The organism is Streptomyces sp. NPDC044719 (assembly GCF_056433405.1).
In genome coordinates, this window is sequence record NZ_JBWKHE010000001.1 from 1425285 (window position 1) to 1444199 (window position 18915).

The window sequence follows — 18915 nt, forward strand, 5'->3', positions numbered from 1 at the left end:
GTCGAGCCACCGGCAGGTTCGCGGTACCGTTCTTGATGTCCCTGCCACCCAAACCGCAGGGCCATCGATCCCGGACCGGCGGGTCATCCGGATACACATGTACGTGGGGACTCTGTCCTTCGACCTGCTCCTCGGCGACGTCCGGTCGCTGAAGGAGAAGCGCTCCGTCGTCCGCCCCATCGTCGCCGAGCTCCAGCGCAAGTACGCGGTGAGCGCGGCCGAGGTGGACCACATGGACCTCCATCGCAGGGCCGTCGTCGGCCTCGCGTTGGTGTCCGGCGACGCGGGGCACCTGAGCGAGGTACTCGACCGGTGCGAACGGCTGGTCGCCGCCCGCCCCGAGGTGGAACTGCTGTCCGTCAGGCGGCGCTTCCACGGCGAAGACGACTGACGACCCAGAGAACGACCCAGACAGGAAAGAACGGGAGACGGACCAGTGGCCGACAACGCGCGGGCTAAAAGGCTGGCGGACCTCATCCGAGAGGTGGTGGCCCAGAAGCTGCAGCGCGGGATCAAGGACCCGCGGCTCGGCTCGCACGTCACCATCACGGACACCCGGGTCACGGGTGACCTGCGGGAGGCGACCGTCTTCTACACCGTGTACGGGGACGACGAGGAGCGCAACGAGGCCGCCGCCGGCCTGGAGAGCGCCAAGGGCATCCTGCGCTCCGAGGTGGGCCGGGCCGCCGGTGTGAAGTTCACGCCGACCCTGACCTTCGTCATGGACGCCCTTCCCGACACGGCCCGGAACATCGAGGACCTCCTCGACAAGGCGCGCCAGTCCGACGAGAAGGTGCGCGAGGCGTCCGCCGGCGCGAAGTACGCCGGTGAAGCCGACCCGTACCGGAAGCCGGACGAGGACGACGAGACGGACGACACCGCCGAATGACCCAGAAGCACACCACGCCCGACGGCCTCGTCATCGTCGACAAGCCGTCGGGCTTCACTTCGCACGACGTCGTCGCCAAGATGCGCGGCATCACCAGAACACGACGCGTCGGGCACGCCGGCACCCTCGACCCGATGGCGACGGGCGTCCTCGTCCTCGGCGTCGAGAAGGCGACCAAGCTCCTCGGCCACCTCGCGCTGACCGAGAAGGAGTACCTGGGCACCATCCGGCTCGGGCAGAACACCCTCACGGACGACGCCGAGGGGGAGATCACCTCCTCCGCCGACGCCTCCCGGGTCACCCGCGACGCCATCGACGCCGGAGTCGCCAAGCTGACCGGCGACATCATGCAGGTGCCGTCCAAGGTCAGCGCCATCAAGATCAACGGGGTGCGGTCCTACAAGCGGGCCAGGGAGGGCGAGGAGTTCGACATCCCGGCCCGGCCCGTCACGGTCTCCTCCTTCGGCGTGTACGACGTCAGGGACGCCGTCGCCGAGAACGGCACGCCCGTACTCGACCTGGTCGTGTCGGTCGTCTGCTCCTCCGGTACGTACATCCGGGCCCTGGCCCGCGATCTGGGCGCCGACCTCGGCGTCGGCGGTCATCTCACCGCCCTGCGCCGTACCCGCGTCGGCCCCTACAAGCTGGACGCGGCGCGCACGCTCGACCAGCACCAGCAGGAGCTGGCCGTGATGCCGATCGCCGATGCCGCGACGGCCGCTTTCCCGCGCTGGGACGTCGACGCCCGGCGGGCCAAGCTGCTCACCAACGGTGTACGGCTGGAGATGCCCGACGAGTACGCGGGCTCCGGCCCCGTCGCCGTCTTCGACCCGGAGGGCCGCTTCCTCGCCCTCGTCGAGGAGCAGCGGGGCAAGGCCAAGAGCCTGGCCGTCTTCGCCTGACGCGGACCGGGGGACCCGGGGGACCGGTGTCCGCCCGTGGAGCGGCGACCACGGGGTACCTCCACTGCCGCCGCTCCACGGCCCCCCTCGGTTCCCCCACCCCTAGGTGTATCCAGCCGTCCCCGTCGGTTCACCCGTCCGTGCGGGCGCTCGGAGTGAACGGGGGGAGCGGAAGGGGGCGCTTTCGCCGAGCGGCCTGTCCGGCTGATCATCTCGCCCCTACCGTCGACCGCGAGGGCACGGGTGTACGGCGGGGAGGCTCGACGATGGCGTCGCGGAACCGGTCCGGGGAGTGGGGCGGCAGCGCACGAGACTCCCAGGACCGCGCCGGAACAGCGGATCAGGCAACAGCGTGCGAGGCGACGGCCGATCAGGCAACGGCGGCAGCGGAGCAGGCGGGCCGCGCCCTCGACGAAGCCCTGGTCCGCGTCCACGACCTCGCGGGCCGCCCCCGCGGCACCGGGTTCCTGGCCGACCACCGCGGCACGCTCGTCACCAGCCACGAGGCCGTCGACGGACTGCCCGGGCTCGTCCTGTGCGGGGCCGGGGACCGCCGCCGGGTCGTGACCGCCGACGCGGTGCTCCCACTGCCCGCCCTTGACCTGGCCCTCGTACGGACCGACGGCCTCGACGTGCCGCCGCTGCCGGTCACCGTGCGGGACGGAACCCGGACGGGCACCTATGTGCGGATCGCCGCCGGCGGCTGGCGCGAGGCACGCGTCCTCGGCCCGGCCACCGCGACGTACACGGCCACGAACCGTGTCCACCGCCTCGACGCGCTGGAGCTTGCGGTCGGCACGGCCGGGCGGGACGCGCTGCGGCCGGCCGGCGGGGCGGCCGGCGGCCCCGTGGTCGACGCCGCCACCGGTGCCGTCGTCGGTGTGCTCGGTACGGCGCTCAGCTCCGACCACCGCGACGTCGGATTCGCCGTGCCGCTGCGTCCCCCGGTCTCCGGGGCGGACCCGCTCGCCGAACTGCTCGCCGAGAACGCGGCGACGGTCCCCGCGTACGGCGACGACCTCAACCTGGCCGGGGTGCTGGAGCTGACCGGCACAACGGTGGCACAGGACGGCCCCGCCTGCCTCCCGGAACCGGTCGAACGGGCCGCTGTGGTGGCCGAGTTCAGCGCCTTCACGGCGGGCCCTGCCGCCGTCCTCGGCCTCGTCGGGCCGCCCGGCAGCGGTCGTACGACGGAACTCGCGGCGCTCGCGGCCCGGCGGAGCCGCAGCGGACTCCCCACGCTGTGGCTGCGTGGGTCCGAACTGCGGGACGACGACGTGTCGGTGGCGGACGCTGCCGGCCGGGCGCTGACCCGGGCCGCCCTGGCTGTGGCAGCCGACCGCGCCCCCTTCCCGGCCGACCTGGGCGACACCACGCCCGAGCGCCTCGCCGGCCTCGCCCGTGCCCTCGGCCGCCCCCTGCTGCTCGTCCTCGACGGCCCCGAGGAGATGCCACCGGCCCTGGCCCGCCGTCTGGCCTCGTGGACGGACGGGACGGTGCGGTGGCTGCGGGAGACGGGAGTGCGGCTGGTGGTGGCGTGCCGGGCGGAGCACTGGGAAGGGGTGCCGTTCCCGGACGAGGTACTGCACGGGCCGGGAGGCCCGCAAGCGCGGCCCGCGTGTGTGCGCCTCGGGGATCTCACCGAGGACGAGGCCCGCAAGGCCCGTCTGCGGCACGGCATCCCGGACGGCGCCCTCGCCGAGGCGGACGCCCGGCATCCCCTGGCCATCCGGCTGCTCGCCGAGCTGCGGACCGCCCTGGACGCCGCCCCCGACGTGCCCGCCGCCGGCGTCGACCGGCACGACGTCTTCGCCGCCTACCTGGACCTGATGTCCCTGCGCATCGCCGCCCGCCTGGCCGCCCGGAACGGACTGCGCGGCACCGCCGTACGCCGGCTGGCCGCCAAGGTTTCGGGGCAGGTGCACCAGGCCGCCCGGCGCGGCCTCGGTCCCGGGACGGGGGACGTGGACCGGGAGGCCTTCGAGGCGGTGTTCCCGTGGGGGCCCGCCCCCGCGCGGCTCGGCGGCGGCACCGGCTGGGCGGAGGCCGTCCTCGCCGAGGGCCTGCTCGTGCCCGCCGGATCCGGCTACCGCTTCGCCCACGAGGAACTCGCCGACTGGCTCCAGGGCATGCACCTCGACCTCGACGAGGCCCTGCGGGCCCTCGTCCACCGTGGCCGGGAACCGCAGTCCGACCCCGTACCGCACCATCGCATCGGGCCCGTGGTCCAGGCCCTGCTGTTCCTCGCCCGCCAGCACGGCACCGGCCGGCCTGCCTCCCGTCTGGCCGACCTGGTCCACGCTCTGGACGCCGACCCGCGGTCCTGGTGGGCCGCCCGGCTGCTCGCCGGGACCTTGTCGGCCGTGCCCGACGCGACGCCGTACACCGAGGTGCTGCGGCTGCTCGCCGACCGGATCGTGGCCTGGCGGCGGCAGCGGCGGCCCGTGCCCGAGGAGGTCGGGCCCGCCTTCTGGACCGGCGTACGGCTTCCGCAGGACGTGCGCCTCGGCCTGCTGCGGCGGCTGGTCCACGCCGACGGCCCGCCGTGCGAGGCCGGCCCCCGCTTCCTCGACGCCGTGGCGCGGCTGCTCACCGCCGACCCCACGGGGGTGCAACCGCTGCTCGCCGACTGGTTCGACGACGAGCGGCCGCTGCCCGCCACCCCGCACGCGACGGTGGCCACGGCCGCGCAGGCGCTGCTGCACACCCATCGCCGCCGGGCCCTGGACGAGCTGACGGACGTGCTCGTCGACCGCGCTCACCGGCGCGCCGACGAACTGCTCGCCGTGCTGGCCGAGGAGGAACCGTCGGCGGTGTGCCGGGCCGTGGACCGGTGGGCGCTCGACGAGCGGCCCGCGCGCCGGGACGCCGCGGTGGCGAACGGACTGCGCGTCGCACCCCACGTGAGCACGGGAGACGACCGCGCCCTCCTGCGTTACGCGGCCCTCGCCCTGCTCGCCCGCCCCGCCGGCCACGCCCTGCACGGCGGCGCACTCGCCCTCCTCGTCCAGGACCCGCACACCCAGGCCAAGTACCTCCCGCGGGCGCTGGAGCGCTTCGCGGCGGGCGACCCGCGCTTCCCTCAGGACGTACCGGCCCGCGCCCTCCTGGCCCACCCCGAGCCGGTCCTCGACGCCTTCGCGGCACGGCTGCGGCGGCCGGACGCGGAGGAGGCACTGCGGGCACTCGCCGACGCCACCCCGCCCGGACTGGCCCGGCGGGTCGCCGCACTGGTCCGGGAGGCGACGGAGCAGCGGCCGGAACTCGCCGGGCACATGGCCGCGTACGTCGATCAGCGGCTCGACCGGGGCCCTGAAGCCCGGGCCGTGCTGCTGCCCCTGGTGACCGGCCTGCTGGACGGCGGGGCGGTAAGGCTGCGGTGCGCCCTCGCCGCCGTCCTCACCCCGCCCGGCATCCCCGCCTCCCGCCCGTTGCGCCGCGAGCTGCGCGACGCGCTCCTGGCCCGCGAGCACGACATCGACGTGCTGGACGCGCTGCTCCAGGCCGCCGCCCGGAACAGCGGCGACGACCTGCGCGACCTCGTCCATCGCGTCGGCCTGCTCCTCGTGCGCACCCCGGAGGGCGCCGGCCGCTTCGACCGTGCCCTGGTCGACCTGGGCCGGCACGTGCCCGGCTTCGCCGCCCGCGCGGCCGGCTGGCTGGCCGAAGCGCCCGAGGAGTGGGCGGCGGTGGTCGGGCCGAGCTCACACCGCACGATCGAGAACCTGGCGGGAGTACGCGTCCCCGCGTGACCATGCCGATGCGGGCCCGAGGCATGGGGCATGGCACCCTTAGACCTGCGCACGAGGCAACCACGGACAACCACGGACACGGTTCGACGAGCTTTCGACAAGGAGCAGGCACAGTGCAGCGCTGGCGTGGCTTGGAGGACATCCCCCAGGACTGGGGGCGCAGCGTCGTCACCATCGGCTCCTACGACGGAGTCCACCGCGGACACCAGCTGATCATCCGGCATGCCGTGAACCGCGCCAGGGAGCTGGGGGTGCCCGCCGTCGTCGTCACCTTCGACCCGCACCCCAGCGAGGTCGTCCGGCCCGGCAGCCACCCTCCGCTGCTCGCCCCGCACCACCGCCGCGCCGAGCTCATGGCCGACCTGGGCGTGGACGCGGTGCTCATCCTCCCCTTCACGACCGAGTTCTCGAAGCTCTCCCCGGCCGACTTCGTCGTCAAGGTCCTCGTCGACAAGCTGCACGCCAAGGCCGTCGTCGAGGGCCCCAACTTCCGCTTCGGGCACAAGGCCGCAGGCAACGTGGAGTTCCTGGCCACGCAGGGCAAGACCTACGACTTCGAGGTCGAGGTCGTCGACCTGTACGTCACCGGTGAGGCGGGCGGTGGGGAGCCGTTCTCCTCCACGCTGACGCGGCGGTTGGTCGCCGAGGGCGATGTCGAGGGCGCGGGGGAGATCCTGGGTCGTCCGCACCGGGTCGAGGGTGTCGTCGTCCGAGGTGCCCAGCGCGGGCGCGAGCTGGGATTTCCGACGGCCAACGTCGAGACGCTGCCGCACACGGCCATCCCGGCCGACGGTGTGTATGCCGGCTGGCTGCACGCCCAGGGCGAAGTGATGCCGGCCGCGATCTCCGTCGGTACGAATCCGCAGTTCGAGGGGACCGAGCGGACGGTGGAGGCGTATGCCATCGACCGGGTGGGGCTGGATCTGTACGGGCTGCATGTCGCGGTCGACTTCTTGGCGTTCGTGCGGGGGCAGGCCAAGTTCGACACGCTCGAGGCGCTGCTGGAGCAGATGGCCGAGGACGTCAAGCAGTGCCGGGAGCTGGTCGGCGCGGCCGAGCGGTCCGCCTAGCGCCCCGGGCGGCGTCCTCGCTATGCGCTCGCGGTCTCGCCGGTTTCGTCGATCTCGCGGGTCTCGCGGGTCTCGTCCGGGTGGAGGGCGTCGAGGATGAGGGTGAGGCCGAAGGTGAACTCGTCGGCGTAGTCGTAGCCCGGCTTGAGCACGTGTTCGGTGGCCAGTTCGGTGAGATGGGGGTAGGTGTCGGCGGGCATCTCGCGCAGGATGGCGCCCGCGACCTCGTCCAGCTCCGCCGCCCCTGTGAACGGCAGGCTCAGCTCCTGGAGCACGAAGCCGTACAGATAGCTGTCGATCAGTGAGACGGCGTGCGCGGCCATCGGGACGGAGAACCCTCCGGCGCGCAACGCCCCGATGACGGCGTCGTGGTGACGCAGGGTCGCGGGGCCGGGCTGGGAGCGGGAGTCCATGAGGCCGACGGCCCAGGGATGGCGCCGGAGGACGGCACGGGCGGAGTCCGCGCGGGCACGCAGAGCACTCTTCCAGTCCGTGTCACGCGGCGGCAGGTCGATCTCGCCGAACACCGCGTCCACCATGCCGTCGAGGATGTCGTCCCGCCCCGCGACGTGGTGGTAGAGCGACATCGCCTCGACGCCCAGCGGTCCGGCGACGGCCCTCATCGTGAGTGCCGCCACGCCCTTGTCGTCGGCCACGGCCATCGCGGTGCGGATGACGCGCTCGCGGCTGAGCGGCGTGCGCGCCGATCCCGCGCGCCGGGTCTTGCTTCCCTCAGGCATCCGAGCCTCTCCTCACTTCCGTTGCCGCTCCCCTTGACCGCCTTACAGCATAAGGCTAGCTTGCCTTACAAGATAAGGTAGGCATCCCGGCGAAGGGGCTGCGCCATGGGTACGGATCGTGTGAAGAAGGTCTGCGTCATCGGGGCTTCGGGGAAGCTCGGGCAGTACATGGTCGGGCACGCACTGGCGCGCGGCTACGAGGTGGTCGGGGTCTGCCGGGAGCGCAGCGTGCCGAAACTGGCCGCGTTCGAGGACCGGATGACCATCGTCCCCGGGCCCACGAACGACCCGGAGGTGATCCGGCGTGCGGTCGCCGGGTGCGACGGGGTGCTCACGGTGCTGGTGCCATGGGGTGTGCGGCAGTACGCCTCCGGCACCGCGCAGGCGGTGCTCGACCACGCACGGCCGGGCGCGCGTCTGGTCTTCTCCTGCGGCTGGCACATCTCCCGCGACGGCGAGGACCGGTACTCGCGGAGGTTCACCCTGGGCGTCCGGATCGCCGCGGTCCTGGGCAAGCTGGTCCGCGCCGTCGAGATCGACGACCAGGTCGAGGCGTGCCGACGGGTGTTCGCCAGCGACACCCGGTGGACCGTGGTGCGCGGTAGCAGCCTGGAGGAGGGGGAGAGCCAGGGGCTGCCCGTGTGGAGCCGGCACGTGGGCGATCCGGTCCTGGCCAGCGACCTGACACGCCGGGTGGACTTCGCGCTGTTCATGGTGGAGGCACTCACCGACGACACACTCGTCCGGGAGGCCCCGGCGATCGTCGGCTGCCGGACCCCCAGCGCCCTCGCCCACACCGGCGGCCCTCAGGACGGAGCTTCCCAGCCCTCGTCCGGCTGAGCCCTCAGGACGTCGTCGCCCAGTGGCACGCCACCTGGGCCGTGCCGGTTCCGTCGAGGATCCTCAGGTCCTGGCCCCGGCACGCGTCTGCCACGCCCGCCCGTTCCGCCTCGCCGCTCGCCAGCACCTGGCAGCGCGCATGGAAGCGGCAGCCGGACGGCACCCGCGAGGGGTCCGGGGGCTCGCCCGTGAGGACCACCGGGTCGCCGGGCGCCTCGGGAAGCACCGACAGCAGGGCCTGGGTGTACGGATGCCGGGGTGCGGTCAGCACCTGTTCCACCGTGCCCGTCTCCACGATCCGGCCCAGATACATCACGGCGACCCGGTCGGCGATGTTCCAGGCCAGGCCCAGGTCGTGCGTGACGACGAGCGCGGACAGGCCGAGCTCGGTGCGCAGCCGCAGCAGCAGGGCGAGGATCTCGCCGCGCACGGAGGCGTCCAGGGACGCCACCGGCTCGTCGGCGACGAGGAGTTCGGGTTCCAGGACGAGCGCGCCCGCGATGACGACCCGCTGGCGCTGCCCGCCGGACAGCTCGTGCGGATAGCGCAGGAAGAAGCGCTCCGGGGGCCGCAGCCCGGCCCGGGACAGGGCCTCGGCGACCGCGGTCCGCTCGTCGCCGCCGTAACCGTGGATGCGCAGCCCCTCGGCGACCGCGTCGTACACCGTGTGCCGCGGGTTGAGCGAGCCGCTCGGGTCCTGCAGGACCAGCTGGACGCGCTTGCGGTACGCCTTCAGGGAGCGGCCGGAGTACTCCAGCGGGCGGCCGTCGAAGGTGACGCGGCCCGCGGTCGGTTCGACCAGGCCCAGCAGCGAGCGGGCCAGGGTCGTCTTGCCGCAGCCCGACTCGCCGACCAGCGCGACGATCTCGCCGGGCCGGATGTCGAGGTCCACTCCGTCCACCGCGCGGGCCCGGGGCCCGCCGTGCCGGCCGGGGAAGGTGACGTACAGGCCCTTGGCACTCAGCAGGGGTGCCGTGGTGACGTCGGATGCCGTGGGGGACGTGGTCATGGCGTGCCGGGCCTCGCTTCCTCCAGGGCATCGGGCTTCTCGCGTGCTTCGTTCGCCGGATCGCCGACCAGGACGCACGCCGCCCGGCGTTCAGGCCCGGCCTCGCGCAGCACCGGGTCCTCCTCGGCGCACGACGCCGGCGCCACCGGGCACCGGGGATGGAACGTGCAGCCGGACGGCAGCGCGGCCGGGTCGGGCGGGTCGCCCGCCAGTCCCCGCGGCGCGAACCGGGACGCGGGGTCGCCGATGCGCGGGAACGCGGCCGACAGGGCCTTGGCATACGGGTGCCGGGCGTCCTCGTACACCTCGGCGGCCGGGCCCTCCTCGACCACCCGCCCCGCGTACATCACCGCGAGCCGGTCGCAGGTGTCGGCGAGGACCGCGAGGTCGTGGCTGATCATGATCAGGCCGAGGTCCTGGTCCGCCACGAGCTGCTCGATGAGCCGCAGGATCTGCGCCTGGATCATCACGTCGAGCGCGGTGGTCGGCTCGTCGGCGATGATCAGCCGGGGGTCGCAGGCCAGTGCCATGGCGATCATGACGCGCTGGCGCTGGCCGCCGGAGAGTTCGTGCGGATAGGCGTCCGCGCGGGCCGCCGGAAGCCCGACGTGCTCCAGCAACTCGCCGGTCTTCTTCTTCGCCCCGGCCGGAGTCGCCTTCCTGTGCAGCAGGATCGGCTCGGCGATCTGGTCGCCGATGCGGTGCACGGCGTTCAGGGAGTGCATCGCGCCCTGGAAGACGACGGAGGCCCCGGCCCAGCGGACCGCCCGCACCCGGCCCCACTTCATCGTCAGCACGTCCTCGCCGTCGAGGAGCACCTCGCCGGTGATCCGGGTGCCCGTCGGCAGCAGCCGCAGCAGGGCCAGCGCCAGGGTGGACTTGCCACAGCCGGACTCGCCGGCCAGGCCGAGCTTCTGGCCCGCCTCCAGCCGCAGGTCGACGCCGCGCACGGCGGCCGCCCCGCCCGCGTACGTCACCGTCAGATCCCTGACGTCGAGCAGACTCAACGCGACACCCCCAGCCTGGGGTTGAGGACGGACTCCACGGCCCGTCCGCACAGCGTGAACGCCAGCGCCACCACGGCGATGGCGATGCCCGGCGGCACCAGGTACCACCAGTCCCCGGCACTGACCGCGCCGGCCTCCCGCGCGTCCTGCAGCAGCCCGCCCCACGACACGACCGTGGGGTCGCCCAGGCCGAGGAAGGCGAGTGTCGCCTCGGCGAGGATGGCCGAGGAGATGATCAGGGTCGTCTGGGCCAGCACCAGCGGCATCACATTGGGCAGGACGTGCCGGGACATGATGTGCCAGTGCCCGCCGCCGAGCGCCTGCGCACGCTCGATGTACGGCCGGGTCTCCACCGCCAGCGTCTGTGCCCGCACCAGCCGGGCCGTGGTCGGCCAGGTGGTGACGCCGATCGCCACCACGGTCGTGGTCAGCGAGCGGGACATCACGGTCGCCAGCGCGATCGCCAGCACCAGCGTCGGCATGACCAGGAACCAGTCGGTGATCCGCATCATCACCGTCGCGTACCAGCCCTTGAAGTGCCCGGCCGTCACCCCGATCAGCGTGCCGATCGCCACCGACAGCACCGCGGCGAGCAGCCCGACCAGCAGCGACACCCGCGAGCCCCAGATCACCAGGCCCAGCAGGTCCCGGCCGAACTGGTCGGTGCCGAGCGGGAACTCGGAGCTCGGGCTCTGCATCGGACGCCCCGGAGCGTCGCTCACACTGCTCACGTCGGAGCCGACGAACAGCGGCGAGAACAACGCCAGCAGCGCGCACAGTGCCAGTGCGGTCAGGCCGTACAGCCCCGCCCGCTCCGCGCGGTACTGCCGCCAGAAGCGCGCGACGGAGGCCCGTCGGCGCTGCCGGGCGAGGGCGCGCGGGCTCGGGGCCGGTTCGGTCGTCGTCGTCATCGGGCCACCCGGGGGTCCAGCAGCGGATAGACCAGGTCGGCGAGGGTGTTCATCAGGATCACCGCGGCGGCGAACACGAAGAAAAGCCCCTGCACGAGCGGCAGATCAGGCACGCTCAGCGCCTGGTAGAACAGCCCGCCGAGGCCGGGCCAGGAGAACACCGTCTCCACCAGGATCACGCCCGCCACCGTCCGGCCGAGGTTGATGAAGATCAGCGTCACGGTCGGCAGCAGCGCGTTCGGCACGGCGTGCCGGCGGCGCACGAGGTCGTCGCGCAGCCCCTTGGCCCGCGCGGTCGTCAGATAGTCGCTGCCCATCTCGTCCAGCAGCGCCGACCGCGTGACCAGCAGCGTCTGCCCGTACTCCACGGCCACCAGCGTCAGCACCGGCAGCACCAGATGGTGCGCCACATCGAGGACGTACGCGAAGCCCTCCTTGCCGCCCGACTCCATGCCGCCGGTGGGGAACATCCCGGGCAGCGGGCCGATGCCCACCGACAGCACGATGATCAGCAGCAGCCCGAGCCAGAAGGACGGGATGGAGTACAGCGTCAGCGCGAGACCGGTGTTGACCCGGTCCCCGACCGTGCCGCGCCGCCACGCCGAGCGGGTGCCGAGGAAGATGCCCAGCGCGGTGTAGAGGACGAAGGCGGCCCCGGTGAGCAGCAGGGTGTTCGGCAGGGCCTCGGTGATCTTGTCGACGACGGGCGAGTGGAACTGGTACGACGTCCCGAAGTCGCCGGTGAGCGCCTTGCCGCAGTAGCCGGTGAACTGCCGCCAGAGCGGCAGGTCGAGCCCGAACTCCTTGCGGTAGGCGGCAAGCTGCTCGGCCGACACCTGACGGCCACCCGTCATGGTCTTCACCGGATCGCCGGGGATCAGCCGGAAGAGGAAGAAGCTGGTGACGAGCACGGCCAGCAGCGATACGGCCGCCCCGGCCACCTTGCCCGCCAGGTACCGCGGGTACGCGGAGCCCTTGCGTACCCGGGGCCCTGCCGCCGGTTCCCTCTCCTCGACCAGCGCGGGTGTCGCGTCAGCGGTCATGTGTGCCCGCTCGCCCGCGCTACTCGCGCTCCTCGGCGGTGGCACGCCGCCGAATGGCAGCGAAACCGCCGAGCCCGGCGAGGAGCACGACAGCGGCGACGATCCCGACCACGACCCCCGTCGACGACGCGTTGTCCGACGAGCCGCCGGAGTCCGCCGGGACCGCCGACCACCAGCTCCAGTAGCCGTCCTGGCCGTAGATGTTCCCCGCCTTCGCCGGCATGGTGGTGATCGACTTGATCTGGTCCGTCCGGTAGGCCTCGACCGCGTTCGGATACGCCATGACGTTCATGTACCCGAGGTCGTACAGCCGCGACTCCATCTGCTGGACGATGTCCGCCCGTTTGGCGGGGTCGTACTCGGCGAGCTGGCGGGCGTAGAGCTCGTCGTACTTCTTGTCGCAGATGAAGTTGTCGGTGGCCCCCGTGTCCTCCGGGGTCGCCGGCAGGGCACCGCAGGTGTGGATGGACATCACGAAGTCCGGGTCGGGGTTGACCGACCAGCCGTCGAACGCCAGGTCGTACTTCCCGGCGAGCCAGGGGTCGGTCACGTTGTCCAGGCAGTTGAGCTGGACGCCGATGCCGAGCTCGCCCCACCACTCCTGGAGGTACTTGCCGACCGCCTTGTCGTTCGGGTCGGTGGCGTGGCACAGCACCCGGTAGCTGATGGGCTTGCCGTCCTTGCCGACGCGCTTGCCGTCGCCGTTCTTCTTGTAACCCGCCTGGTCGAGCAGCCGGGCCGCCTCGGCCGGGTCGTACGCCAGCTTCTGGTCCGCGGACGGCTTCCAGTGGTACTGCGAGAAGCGCGGCGGGATGTAGCCCTCGCCCTCGACGGCGTGCCCCTGGAACACCTTTTCGATGATGGCCTCGCGGTCGACGGCCATGAACAGCGCGTTGCGCACCCGCTGGTCCAGCAGGGAGGGGTGGCCGTCGCCGAACTTCTTGCCGTTCTTCGCCTTCGCGCCCGGGTTGGTGGCCAGGGCGTAGAAGCGGCGGCCGGGGGCGTCGTTGACCCGGATGTTCTCCGCGCCCTCCAGGGACGCCGCCTGAGCCGGTGTCAGGGACGGCGACCCGGCGACGAACGACACCTCGCCCTTGCGCAGTGCCGACACCGCCGCGTCCTGGTCCTTGTAGTAGCGGAAGACGACCTCGTCGAACTTCGGCGCCCCGCGCCAGAACCCCTTGTTGGCCTTGAGCCGGACGTAGCTGTCGGCCTTGTAGTCGGTCAGCGTGAACGGCCCGTTCCCGACGACGGGGAAGCTCTTGTCGTTGTTGAACTCGGAGAAGTCCGAGACCTTCTCCCACACGTGCTTCGGCACGATCGGCACGTCGAGGGACGTCATCGTGGCCTGCGGCTTCTTCAGCTCGATGACCAGCTCGGTGGGGCTGGGGGCCGTCACTTTCTTGAAGTTGCCGACGTAGCTGCCGTTCGCCGTGGCCGCGCCGTCGTCGGTCATCATCTTGTTGAACGTCCACGCCGCGTCCTCGGCGGTGGCCTGCTTGCCGTCCGACCACTTGGAGTTAGAGCGGATCGTGTATGTCCAGGTCAGCTTGTCCGGCGACGACTCCCACTTGGTGGCCAGGCCCGGGATGGCGTGGTTGTCCTTGGGGTCGTAGCTGGTCAGGTACTCGTACATGAGCCGGTGGATGCTCGTACTGAGCAGCCGGACCGCCAGGAACGGGCTGAGCGAGTCCACGCTCTGCGCCACCGCGACGGTCAGCACCTTGCCGTCGTCGGCCGCCCGGGCCTGCCGGGGCGCCGGATCGAGCGGGGTCGCGAGCCCGGCGGTGAGGGTGAGCGCGGCCGCCCCGGCCACGGCGACGAGCCGGAGGCCGCGCGGGAGGCTGCGTGTCTGATCGTTCGTGCCCATGGTCGGACCTCGCGTCATCGCTCGGACGGGAAGGACGGGTTGATCAGCTGTCAGACGTTTGATGAGTGTGTATCAGCGGCCGTCTCCACCCGTCAACGGCGCGTTCACCCCTTGTGGCCTGCGGAAATAACGAATTGGCGAGCTTTCCGCACCCATTGGTCGAGACCACTGACGCCCTCCTGGCCAGGGGCTGGCAACGGATTTCGCCCCTGAACGCGCCGAAGCCCGCGCCGAGTGGGAACGGCGCGGGCCAGGACGGCGATCGGCCCCTCGAAAGGGGCCGATCGGGTGAGGCGGTTACTGCGTCGGAGGCGGAGGCGGCGGGGTCTGGCCGTCGGGCTGGGCCGGGTATCCCGGCTGACCGGGCTGGCCCTGCTGGGGGTAGCCGTAGCCCGGCTGCGGGGGCGCGGCCGGGGGCTGCCCGGGCTGCGCGTACGGCTGCCCGGGCTGTGGCTGCTGCGGCTGCTGGGGGTGCGGCTGCTGACCCGGCTGCGGGTACGGCGGCTGACCGGCGGCTTGCGGATACGGCTGACCCGGCTGGGCCGGGGGCTGGCCCGGCTGGGGGTACGGCTGTCCGGGCTGCGCGTATGGCTGGCCGGGCTGCGGCTGCTGCGGGTACGGGCCCGGCTGGCCGGGGATCGGCTGCCCGGGGACCTGCTGGTCGGGGCCCGGCTGGCCGGGGTACGGGGGCTGGCCCGGGGTGTGCTGGCCGGGCAGGGGCGGGGCGGCCACCGGCGGCGGGTTGCCGTCGGAGGTCCACAGGCCGTGCGCCTGCTGGTGGCGGGTGAAGTCCTCGGCGATCAACGCCGCGAGGTTGAAGTACGCCTCACGCACCTTCGGCCGCATCATGTCGAGGTTGACCTCGGCACCGGCGGAGAGATGCTCGTCGAACGGCACGACGACGACGCCACGGCAGCGCGTCTCGAAGTGCGACACGATGTCCTCGACCTTGATCATCTTGCCGGTCTCGCGCACACCGGAGATGACGGTGAGGGACCGCGAGACGAGGTCGGAGTATCCGTGCGCGGACAGCCAGTCCAGCGTCGTACTCGCGCTGCTCGCACCGTCCACGGACGGCGTCGAGATGATGATGAGCTGGTCGGCGAGGTCCAGCACACCGCGCATGGCGCTGTAGAGCAGACCGGTACCTGAGTCGGTGAGGATCACCGGGTACTGCTTGCCCAGGACGTCGATCGCGCGCCGGTAGTCCTCGTCGTTGAAGGTCGTGGACACGGCCGGGTCGACGTCGTTGGCGATGATCTCCAGGCCGGACGGAGCCTGGGACGTGAAGCGCCGGATGTCCATGTACGAGTTGAGGTGCGGGATCGCCTGGACCAGGTCACGGATGGTGGCCCCGGTCTCCCGCCGCACACGGCGCCCGAGGGTGCCGGCATCCGGGTTGGCGTCGATCGCGAGGATCTTGTCCTGCCGCTCGGTGGCGAGCGTGGAGCCCAGTGCGGTGGTCGTGGTCGTCTTGCCCACGCCGCCCTTGAGGCTGATCACGGCGATCCGGTAGCAGGACAGCACGGGCGTGCGGATCAGCTCCAGCTTCCGCTGCCGCTCGGCCTCCTCCTTCTTGCCACCGATCTTGAACCGGCCGCCACCGGCCGCCGGACGGCTGCTCTTCGCCTTCTGCTTCTTGCTGTTGAGCAGCCGGTCGGACGACAGCTCCACCGCGGCGGTGTAACCGAGCGGGGCGGCCCCGGGGTTGGTCGGCTGCCGCTGGTCATGCTGCATGGGCTGCGGCCAGGCGGCCCCCGTCCGCGGGTCCACGGGCTGCTGCCCCGGATGCATCGGCTGCTCGGCCTGCCCGGGGTAGGGCGGCTGCGCCTGCGGGGGCACACCCGGCTGGGGCTGGGCCTGCGCCGGGGGCTGCTGGGGGAACCCGTATCCGCCCTGGGGGTTGGGCCCTCCAGAAGCCGGAGCACCCTGCTGCGGGAAGCCGTACCCGCCTTGGGGGTGGGGTGCGGGGGCCGGCGGGGTGTCGGGCTGCTGGGCCGGGGGCTGCTGGGCGGCGGGGGCGGGTGCGCCCTGTTGCGGGAAGCCGTAGCCACCCTGGAGGTTCGGCGCGGGGGCAGGCGGGACCTCCGGCTGCTGGGCCGGGGGCTGCTGAGCGGCCGGGGCCGGGGCGCCGGGGTGGGGGAAGCCGTAGCCGCCCTGGGGGTTGGGTGCGCCCGGGTTCGGGAAGCCGTAGCCGCCCTGCGCGTGGGGTGCGGGGGCCGGCGGGGTCTCGGGCTGCTGGGCCGCCGGGGCGGGTGCGCCCTGCTGCGGGAAGCCGTAGCCGCCCTGTGCGTTGGGCGCGGCCTGGGCCGGACCGCCCTGCTGCGGGAAGCCGTATCCGCCGGGCTGGGGTGCGGGCTGGGCGGGTGGCTGGTGCGGCGGGGTCGGTGCGGGCGGCTGGTTCCAGGCGGCGGGCGCCGGTTGCGGTGCCTGCGGCTGGAACGGCGGCTGCTGGGCCGGTACCGACGGCTGGGGCGGCGCGGGCGGCTGCCCCTGCGCGGCCGTCGGCTGCGGCTGAGCCGGCGCGTTCGCATCCGTCGGCTGCGCCTGCGGCTGTGCGGGCCACTGGCTCGCGGGCGCCGGCGCGGCCGGCTGGTACGACGGCGGCAGCGGCGGCACGCCCTGCGGGGCCGGGGGAGTCCAAGCGGGCGGGGCGTCGGTCGCATCCGGCCCGGCGGCGTCCTGCGGAACGCTGTCCTCGGGAGCGGCGTCGGCGGGCACGGCGTCCGAGGGCTCCGCGTCGACGGGCTCGGAGCTCACGTCCTGGGCGTCCGCGTCCGCGACAGGAGCGTCGGCCGGCTCGGGAGCAGCAGGGTCCTCATCCGCAGGCACGGCATCCACGGGCGCCGGGGGCGCAGGCACCCAGTCCTGAGGCTCGGCATCCTGCGACACGGCCTCGTCGGGCTCGGCCTCCCCCGCCGCATTCGCCGCCGCCGCATCCTCCGAGGCCTCGTCCTCCGCAGCCTCGTCCTCGGCGTCACCGGAAGCGGGCGCGTCCGCACCGGACGTGTCAGTCACGTCCGCCACGTCGTCCGCGTCCACCGCATCAGCGGGCTCGGAGGAAACGCCGTCACCGTCCTCCTCGGCGTCGCCGGAGGGCGCACCCTCGACGTCACCGCCCGAGTCCTCGGCCTCGTCGTCGTCCTGCTCCTCGGCCACCGGCTCCAGCCGGGACTCGGCCTCCGCGGCACGCTCCGCGATCTCCCGCTTCAGGGCGACGGCGGAGAAGCGCATGGTGGCACCGCTCTCCAGATCACCGTTCCCCGACTCGGCTCCCGCGGCTCCCGCGGCTTCCTCGACTTCCTCGGCTTCCTCGGCAACCGGAGCGGCCGAAGCATCCGGAGTCGCCGGAACCCCCGGAGCGGCCGGAGCCACCGGCGGCTGCTCCGGGGTGGCAGGTGCGGCCGGGGCCTCCGGCGGAGCCGGCGGCGTCCACTGCGCCTGGTACCCACCGACGGGGATGTTCGGCAGCGCCGTAGGAGAGGCCGGATTCGCCGCGGGCGTCTCGGGCCGCCCCTCGGACTGCGACACCTGCGGCTCGAAACCGCCCTTCATCGGAAGCCTGGGTACGGCGGAAGGGCCTTCCCCGGAGGGCGCGGGCGGCGTGAAGGGCGTACCCGGCGCGGGGGCGGGCGGAGTGAAGGGCGTACCCGGCGCGGGCGCGGGCGGCGTGAACGGAGCGCCCGGCGCGGGCGGCGGCACGGGCGGCGTGAAGGGCGCCCCGGGCGCCGGCGCGGGCGCCGGAGACGAACCGGAGGTCTGCCCCGGAAGGGACGAGGTCCCGCCGGAGGCATTCGCGTGCGGCGGCGGAGTGAGCCCCGGCAGCGGCGGCACCGGACCCTTCGGCGCCCCGGAGCCCTGGGAGTTCGCGGGCGCCCCGGAAGCGCTGGAGTCCTCGGACGCGCCCGCCCCCTGCCCCGAGCTCGAACTCGCCGAGGCGTTCTGCGTGTACCAGGCGGGCGGCGCGTAGTCGATGGTGAACTCGCCCGTCACCTCTGCTGCGGACTCCGCGTCGGGCTGGTCATCGCCGGGTGTCGCCCAGCCCCCGCGGATCCCGTCCCGATCGCTGCTCACAGTGTTCCTCCTGGTGTGGTCGAGCACCCTCATGCCGTGCTGGGGCGACCCTTGCTGTCGTCCGAGGTCGTCCAGATCCACAAACTCCCCCGTTTCCCCCTGGGACACCGACGCCCACTCCACGGGTTCTGACGTCGTGCCCCGTCCCAGCCTAATCACCACAAGCCCCACCCCGGCAGGCCCGTCCACCCCCGAGCACCCGTCCGTCACGTCACAACCCGCCCGGAAGGTGCTCAGAACTGACATACGCAGTAGTCACTTTGGTGAACAAAAAGGGCGATACCTGTGAAGAATGTCGAACCACCTTGACCCGCAGGCGGCTTGAGGGATGCGAAACCGACCGCAGAACGCGACGAGGGGTGAGCCGGCAGTCGCTCACCCCTCGTCAACCCGCCGGGCCTACTGCCCGGCTTGCGGCCCTCCGTCGTGCGCCCCCGGCTCCAGATCGAACTCGCCGTCCCGCGCCCCCAGCACGAACGCCCGCCACTCCGCCTCCGTGTAGCGCAGCACCGTGTCCGGGTCGAGCGAGGACCGCATGGCCACGGCCCCCTCGGGCAGGTACGCGATCTCGACCCGCTCCTCGTGCTCCTCGGTGCCCGGCGCGCTGTGCCACTCGACACCCGAGATGTCGAGGGCGTAGAGCTCGTCCCGCTCCCGCTCCTTGCGTGCCTTGATCTCCTCAGCCGTCTCCGCCATGCCGCAGCGACCCCTTCCCGACGTACCGTTCCCGAAGTGCGGATCATCGACGTACGGACGATCCGAACCCGCCCACCCTAGTGGCCGCGTCCGCCCCGGCCGGGAGGTTCGG

At 73.0% G+C, this 18915-nt stretch carries 15 protein-coding genes and 1 pseudogene; 7 read left to right on the plus strand and 9 right to left on the minus strand.

The genetic code is table 11. The features are described from left to right. Positions 1 to 97 precede the first annotated feature (97 nt). The 5 genes from AC07DF_RS06615 to AC07DF_RS06635 all read left to right on the plus strand — a co-directional run bounded on the left by AC07DF_RS06615 (position 98) and on the right by AC07DF_RS06635 (position 6613). Positions 98 to 391, plus strand: coding sequence for a DUF503 domain-containing protein (locus AC07DF_RS06615; RefSeq protein ID WP_184598380.1), 294 nt, complete (start codon positions 98 to 100; stop codon positions 389 to 391). A gap of 45 nt (positions 392 to 436) precedes the next feature. Continuing rightward, the gene (gene rbfA, locus AC07DF_RS06620) at positions 437 to 889 is read left to right on the plus strand and encodes a 30S ribosome-binding factor RbfA (protein ID WP_189728170.1); all 453 of its coding nucleotides are present in this window, start codon (positions 437 to 439) and stop codon (positions 887 to 889) included. Further along, the gene (truB, locus tag AC07DF_RS06625) at positions 886 to 1791 is read left to right on the plus strand and encodes a tRNA pseudouridine(55) synthase TruB (protein WP_478967483.1); all 906 of its coding nucleotides are present in this window, start codon (positions 886 to 888) and stop codon (positions 1789 to 1791) included. The genes rbfA and truB overlap by 4 nt, the downstream gene beginning before the upstream one ends. 266 nt (positions 1792 to 2057) lie before the next feature. After that, on the plus strand, positions 2058 to 5543 hold the full coding sequence (locus AC07DF_RS06630) for a trypsin-like peptidase domain-containing protein (RefSeq protein WP_478967485.1): 3486 nt from the start codon (positions 2058 to 2060) through the stop codon (positions 5541 to 5543). 113 nt (positions 5544 to 5656) lie between these two features. After that, a complete protein-coding gene (locus AC07DF_RS06635; protein ID WP_478967487.1) occupies positions 5657 to 6613 on the plus strand; it encodes a bifunctional riboflavin kinase/FAD synthetase in 957 nt (318 codons plus the stop codon). A 20-nt stretch (positions 6614 to 6633) separates the two neighbouring features. Here the strand turns inward: AC07DF_RS06635 and AC07DF_RS06640 are convergent, their stop codons facing one another. Next, entirely contained in the window at positions 6634 to 7353 is a 720-nt protein-coding gene (locus AC07DF_RS06640; RefSeq protein ID WP_478967489.1) for a TetR/AcrR family transcriptional regulator, read from the minus strand. Positions 7354 to 7458: 105 nt separating this feature from the next. Here AC07DF_RS06640 and AC07DF_RS06645 point away from each other — a divergent pair, with 105 nt between their 5' ends. After that, positions 7459 to 8193: an NAD(P)-dependent oxidoreductase gene (locus tag AC07DF_RS06645; protein WP_478967491.1), complete on the plus strand. Its 735-nt coding sequence runs from the start codon at positions 7459 to 7461 to the stop codon at positions 8191 to 8193. 4 nt (positions 8194 to 8197) lie between these two features. On the opposite strand, the gene AC07DF_RS06650 is transcribed toward AC07DF_RS06645, so the two are convergent. From AC07DF_RS06650 to AC07DF_RS06675, 6 genes are all read right to left on the minus strand, one after another. Continuing rightward, positions 8198 to 9202 carry an oligopeptide/dipeptide ABC transporter ATP-binding protein gene (locus AC07DF_RS06650; RefSeq protein ID WP_478967493.1) on the minus strand — a complete coding sequence of 335 codons (1005 nt, stop codon included), beginning with the start codon at positions 9200 to 9202 and terminating at the stop codon, positions 8198 to 8200. Then, positions 9199 to 10209: an ABC transporter ATP-binding protein gene (locus AC07DF_RS06655; RefSeq protein ID WP_478967495.1), complete on the minus strand. Its 1011-nt coding sequence runs from the start codon at positions 10207 to 10209 to the stop codon at positions 9199 to 9201. The genes AC07DF_RS06650 and AC07DF_RS06655 overlap by 4 nt, the downstream gene beginning before the upstream one ends. Then, the gene (locus tag AC07DF_RS06660; protein WP_478967497.1) at positions 10206 to 11120 is read right to left on the minus strand and encodes an ABC transporter permease; all 915 of its coding nucleotides are present in this window, start codon (positions 11118 to 11120) and stop codon (positions 10206 to 10208) included. The genes AC07DF_RS06655 and AC07DF_RS06660 overlap by 4 nt, the downstream gene beginning before the upstream one ends. Next, positions 11117 to 12163 carry an ABC transporter permease gene (locus AC07DF_RS06665; protein ID WP_478967499.1) on the minus strand — a complete coding sequence of 349 codons (1047 nt, stop codon included), beginning with the start codon at positions 12161 to 12163 and terminating at the stop codon, positions 11117 to 11119. The genes AC07DF_RS06660 and AC07DF_RS06665 overlap by 4 nt, the downstream gene beginning before the upstream one ends. 19 nt (positions 12164 to 12182) lie before the next feature. Beyond that, positions 12183 to 14033 carry an ABC transporter substrate-binding protein gene (locus tag AC07DF_RS06670; RefSeq protein ID WP_478967501.1) on the minus strand — a complete coding sequence of 617 codons (1851 nt, stop codon included), beginning with the start codon at positions 14031 to 14033 and terminating at the stop codon, positions 12183 to 12185. A 297-nt stretch (positions 14034 to 14330) separates the two neighbouring features. After that, positions 14331 to 17267: a MinD/ParA family ATP-binding protein gene (locus tag AC07DF_RS06675; RefSeq protein WP_478967615.1), complete on the minus strand. Its 2937-nt coding sequence runs from the start codon at positions 17265 to 17267 to the stop codon at positions 14331 to 14333. 370 nt (positions 17268 to 17637) lie between these two features. Here AC07DF_RS06675 and AC07DF_RS06680 point away from each other — a divergent pair, with 370 nt between their 5' ends. Next, positions 17638 to 18003, plus strand: coding sequence for a hypothetical protein (locus AC07DF_RS06680; protein ID WP_478967623.1), 366 nt, complete (start codon positions 17638 to 17640; stop codon positions 18001 to 18003). Between the two features lie 23 nt (positions 18004 to 18026). Here AC07DF_RS06680 and AC07DF_RS06685 read toward each other — a convergent pair. Both AC07DF_RS06685 and AC07DF_RS06690 read right to left on the minus strand, forming a co-directional pair. Further along, positions 18027 to 18353, minus strand: a pseudogene (locus tag AC07DF_RS06685) (hypothetical protein); the annotation flags it as partial. Between the two features lie 153 nt (positions 18354 to 18506). After that, positions 18507 to 18803, minus strand: a complete 297-nt coding sequence (locus AC07DF_RS06690; protein WP_399023094.1) for a DUF397 domain-containing protein — start codon at positions 18801 to 18803, stop codon at positions 18507 to 18509. Positions 18804 to 18915 lie beyond the last annotated feature (112 nt).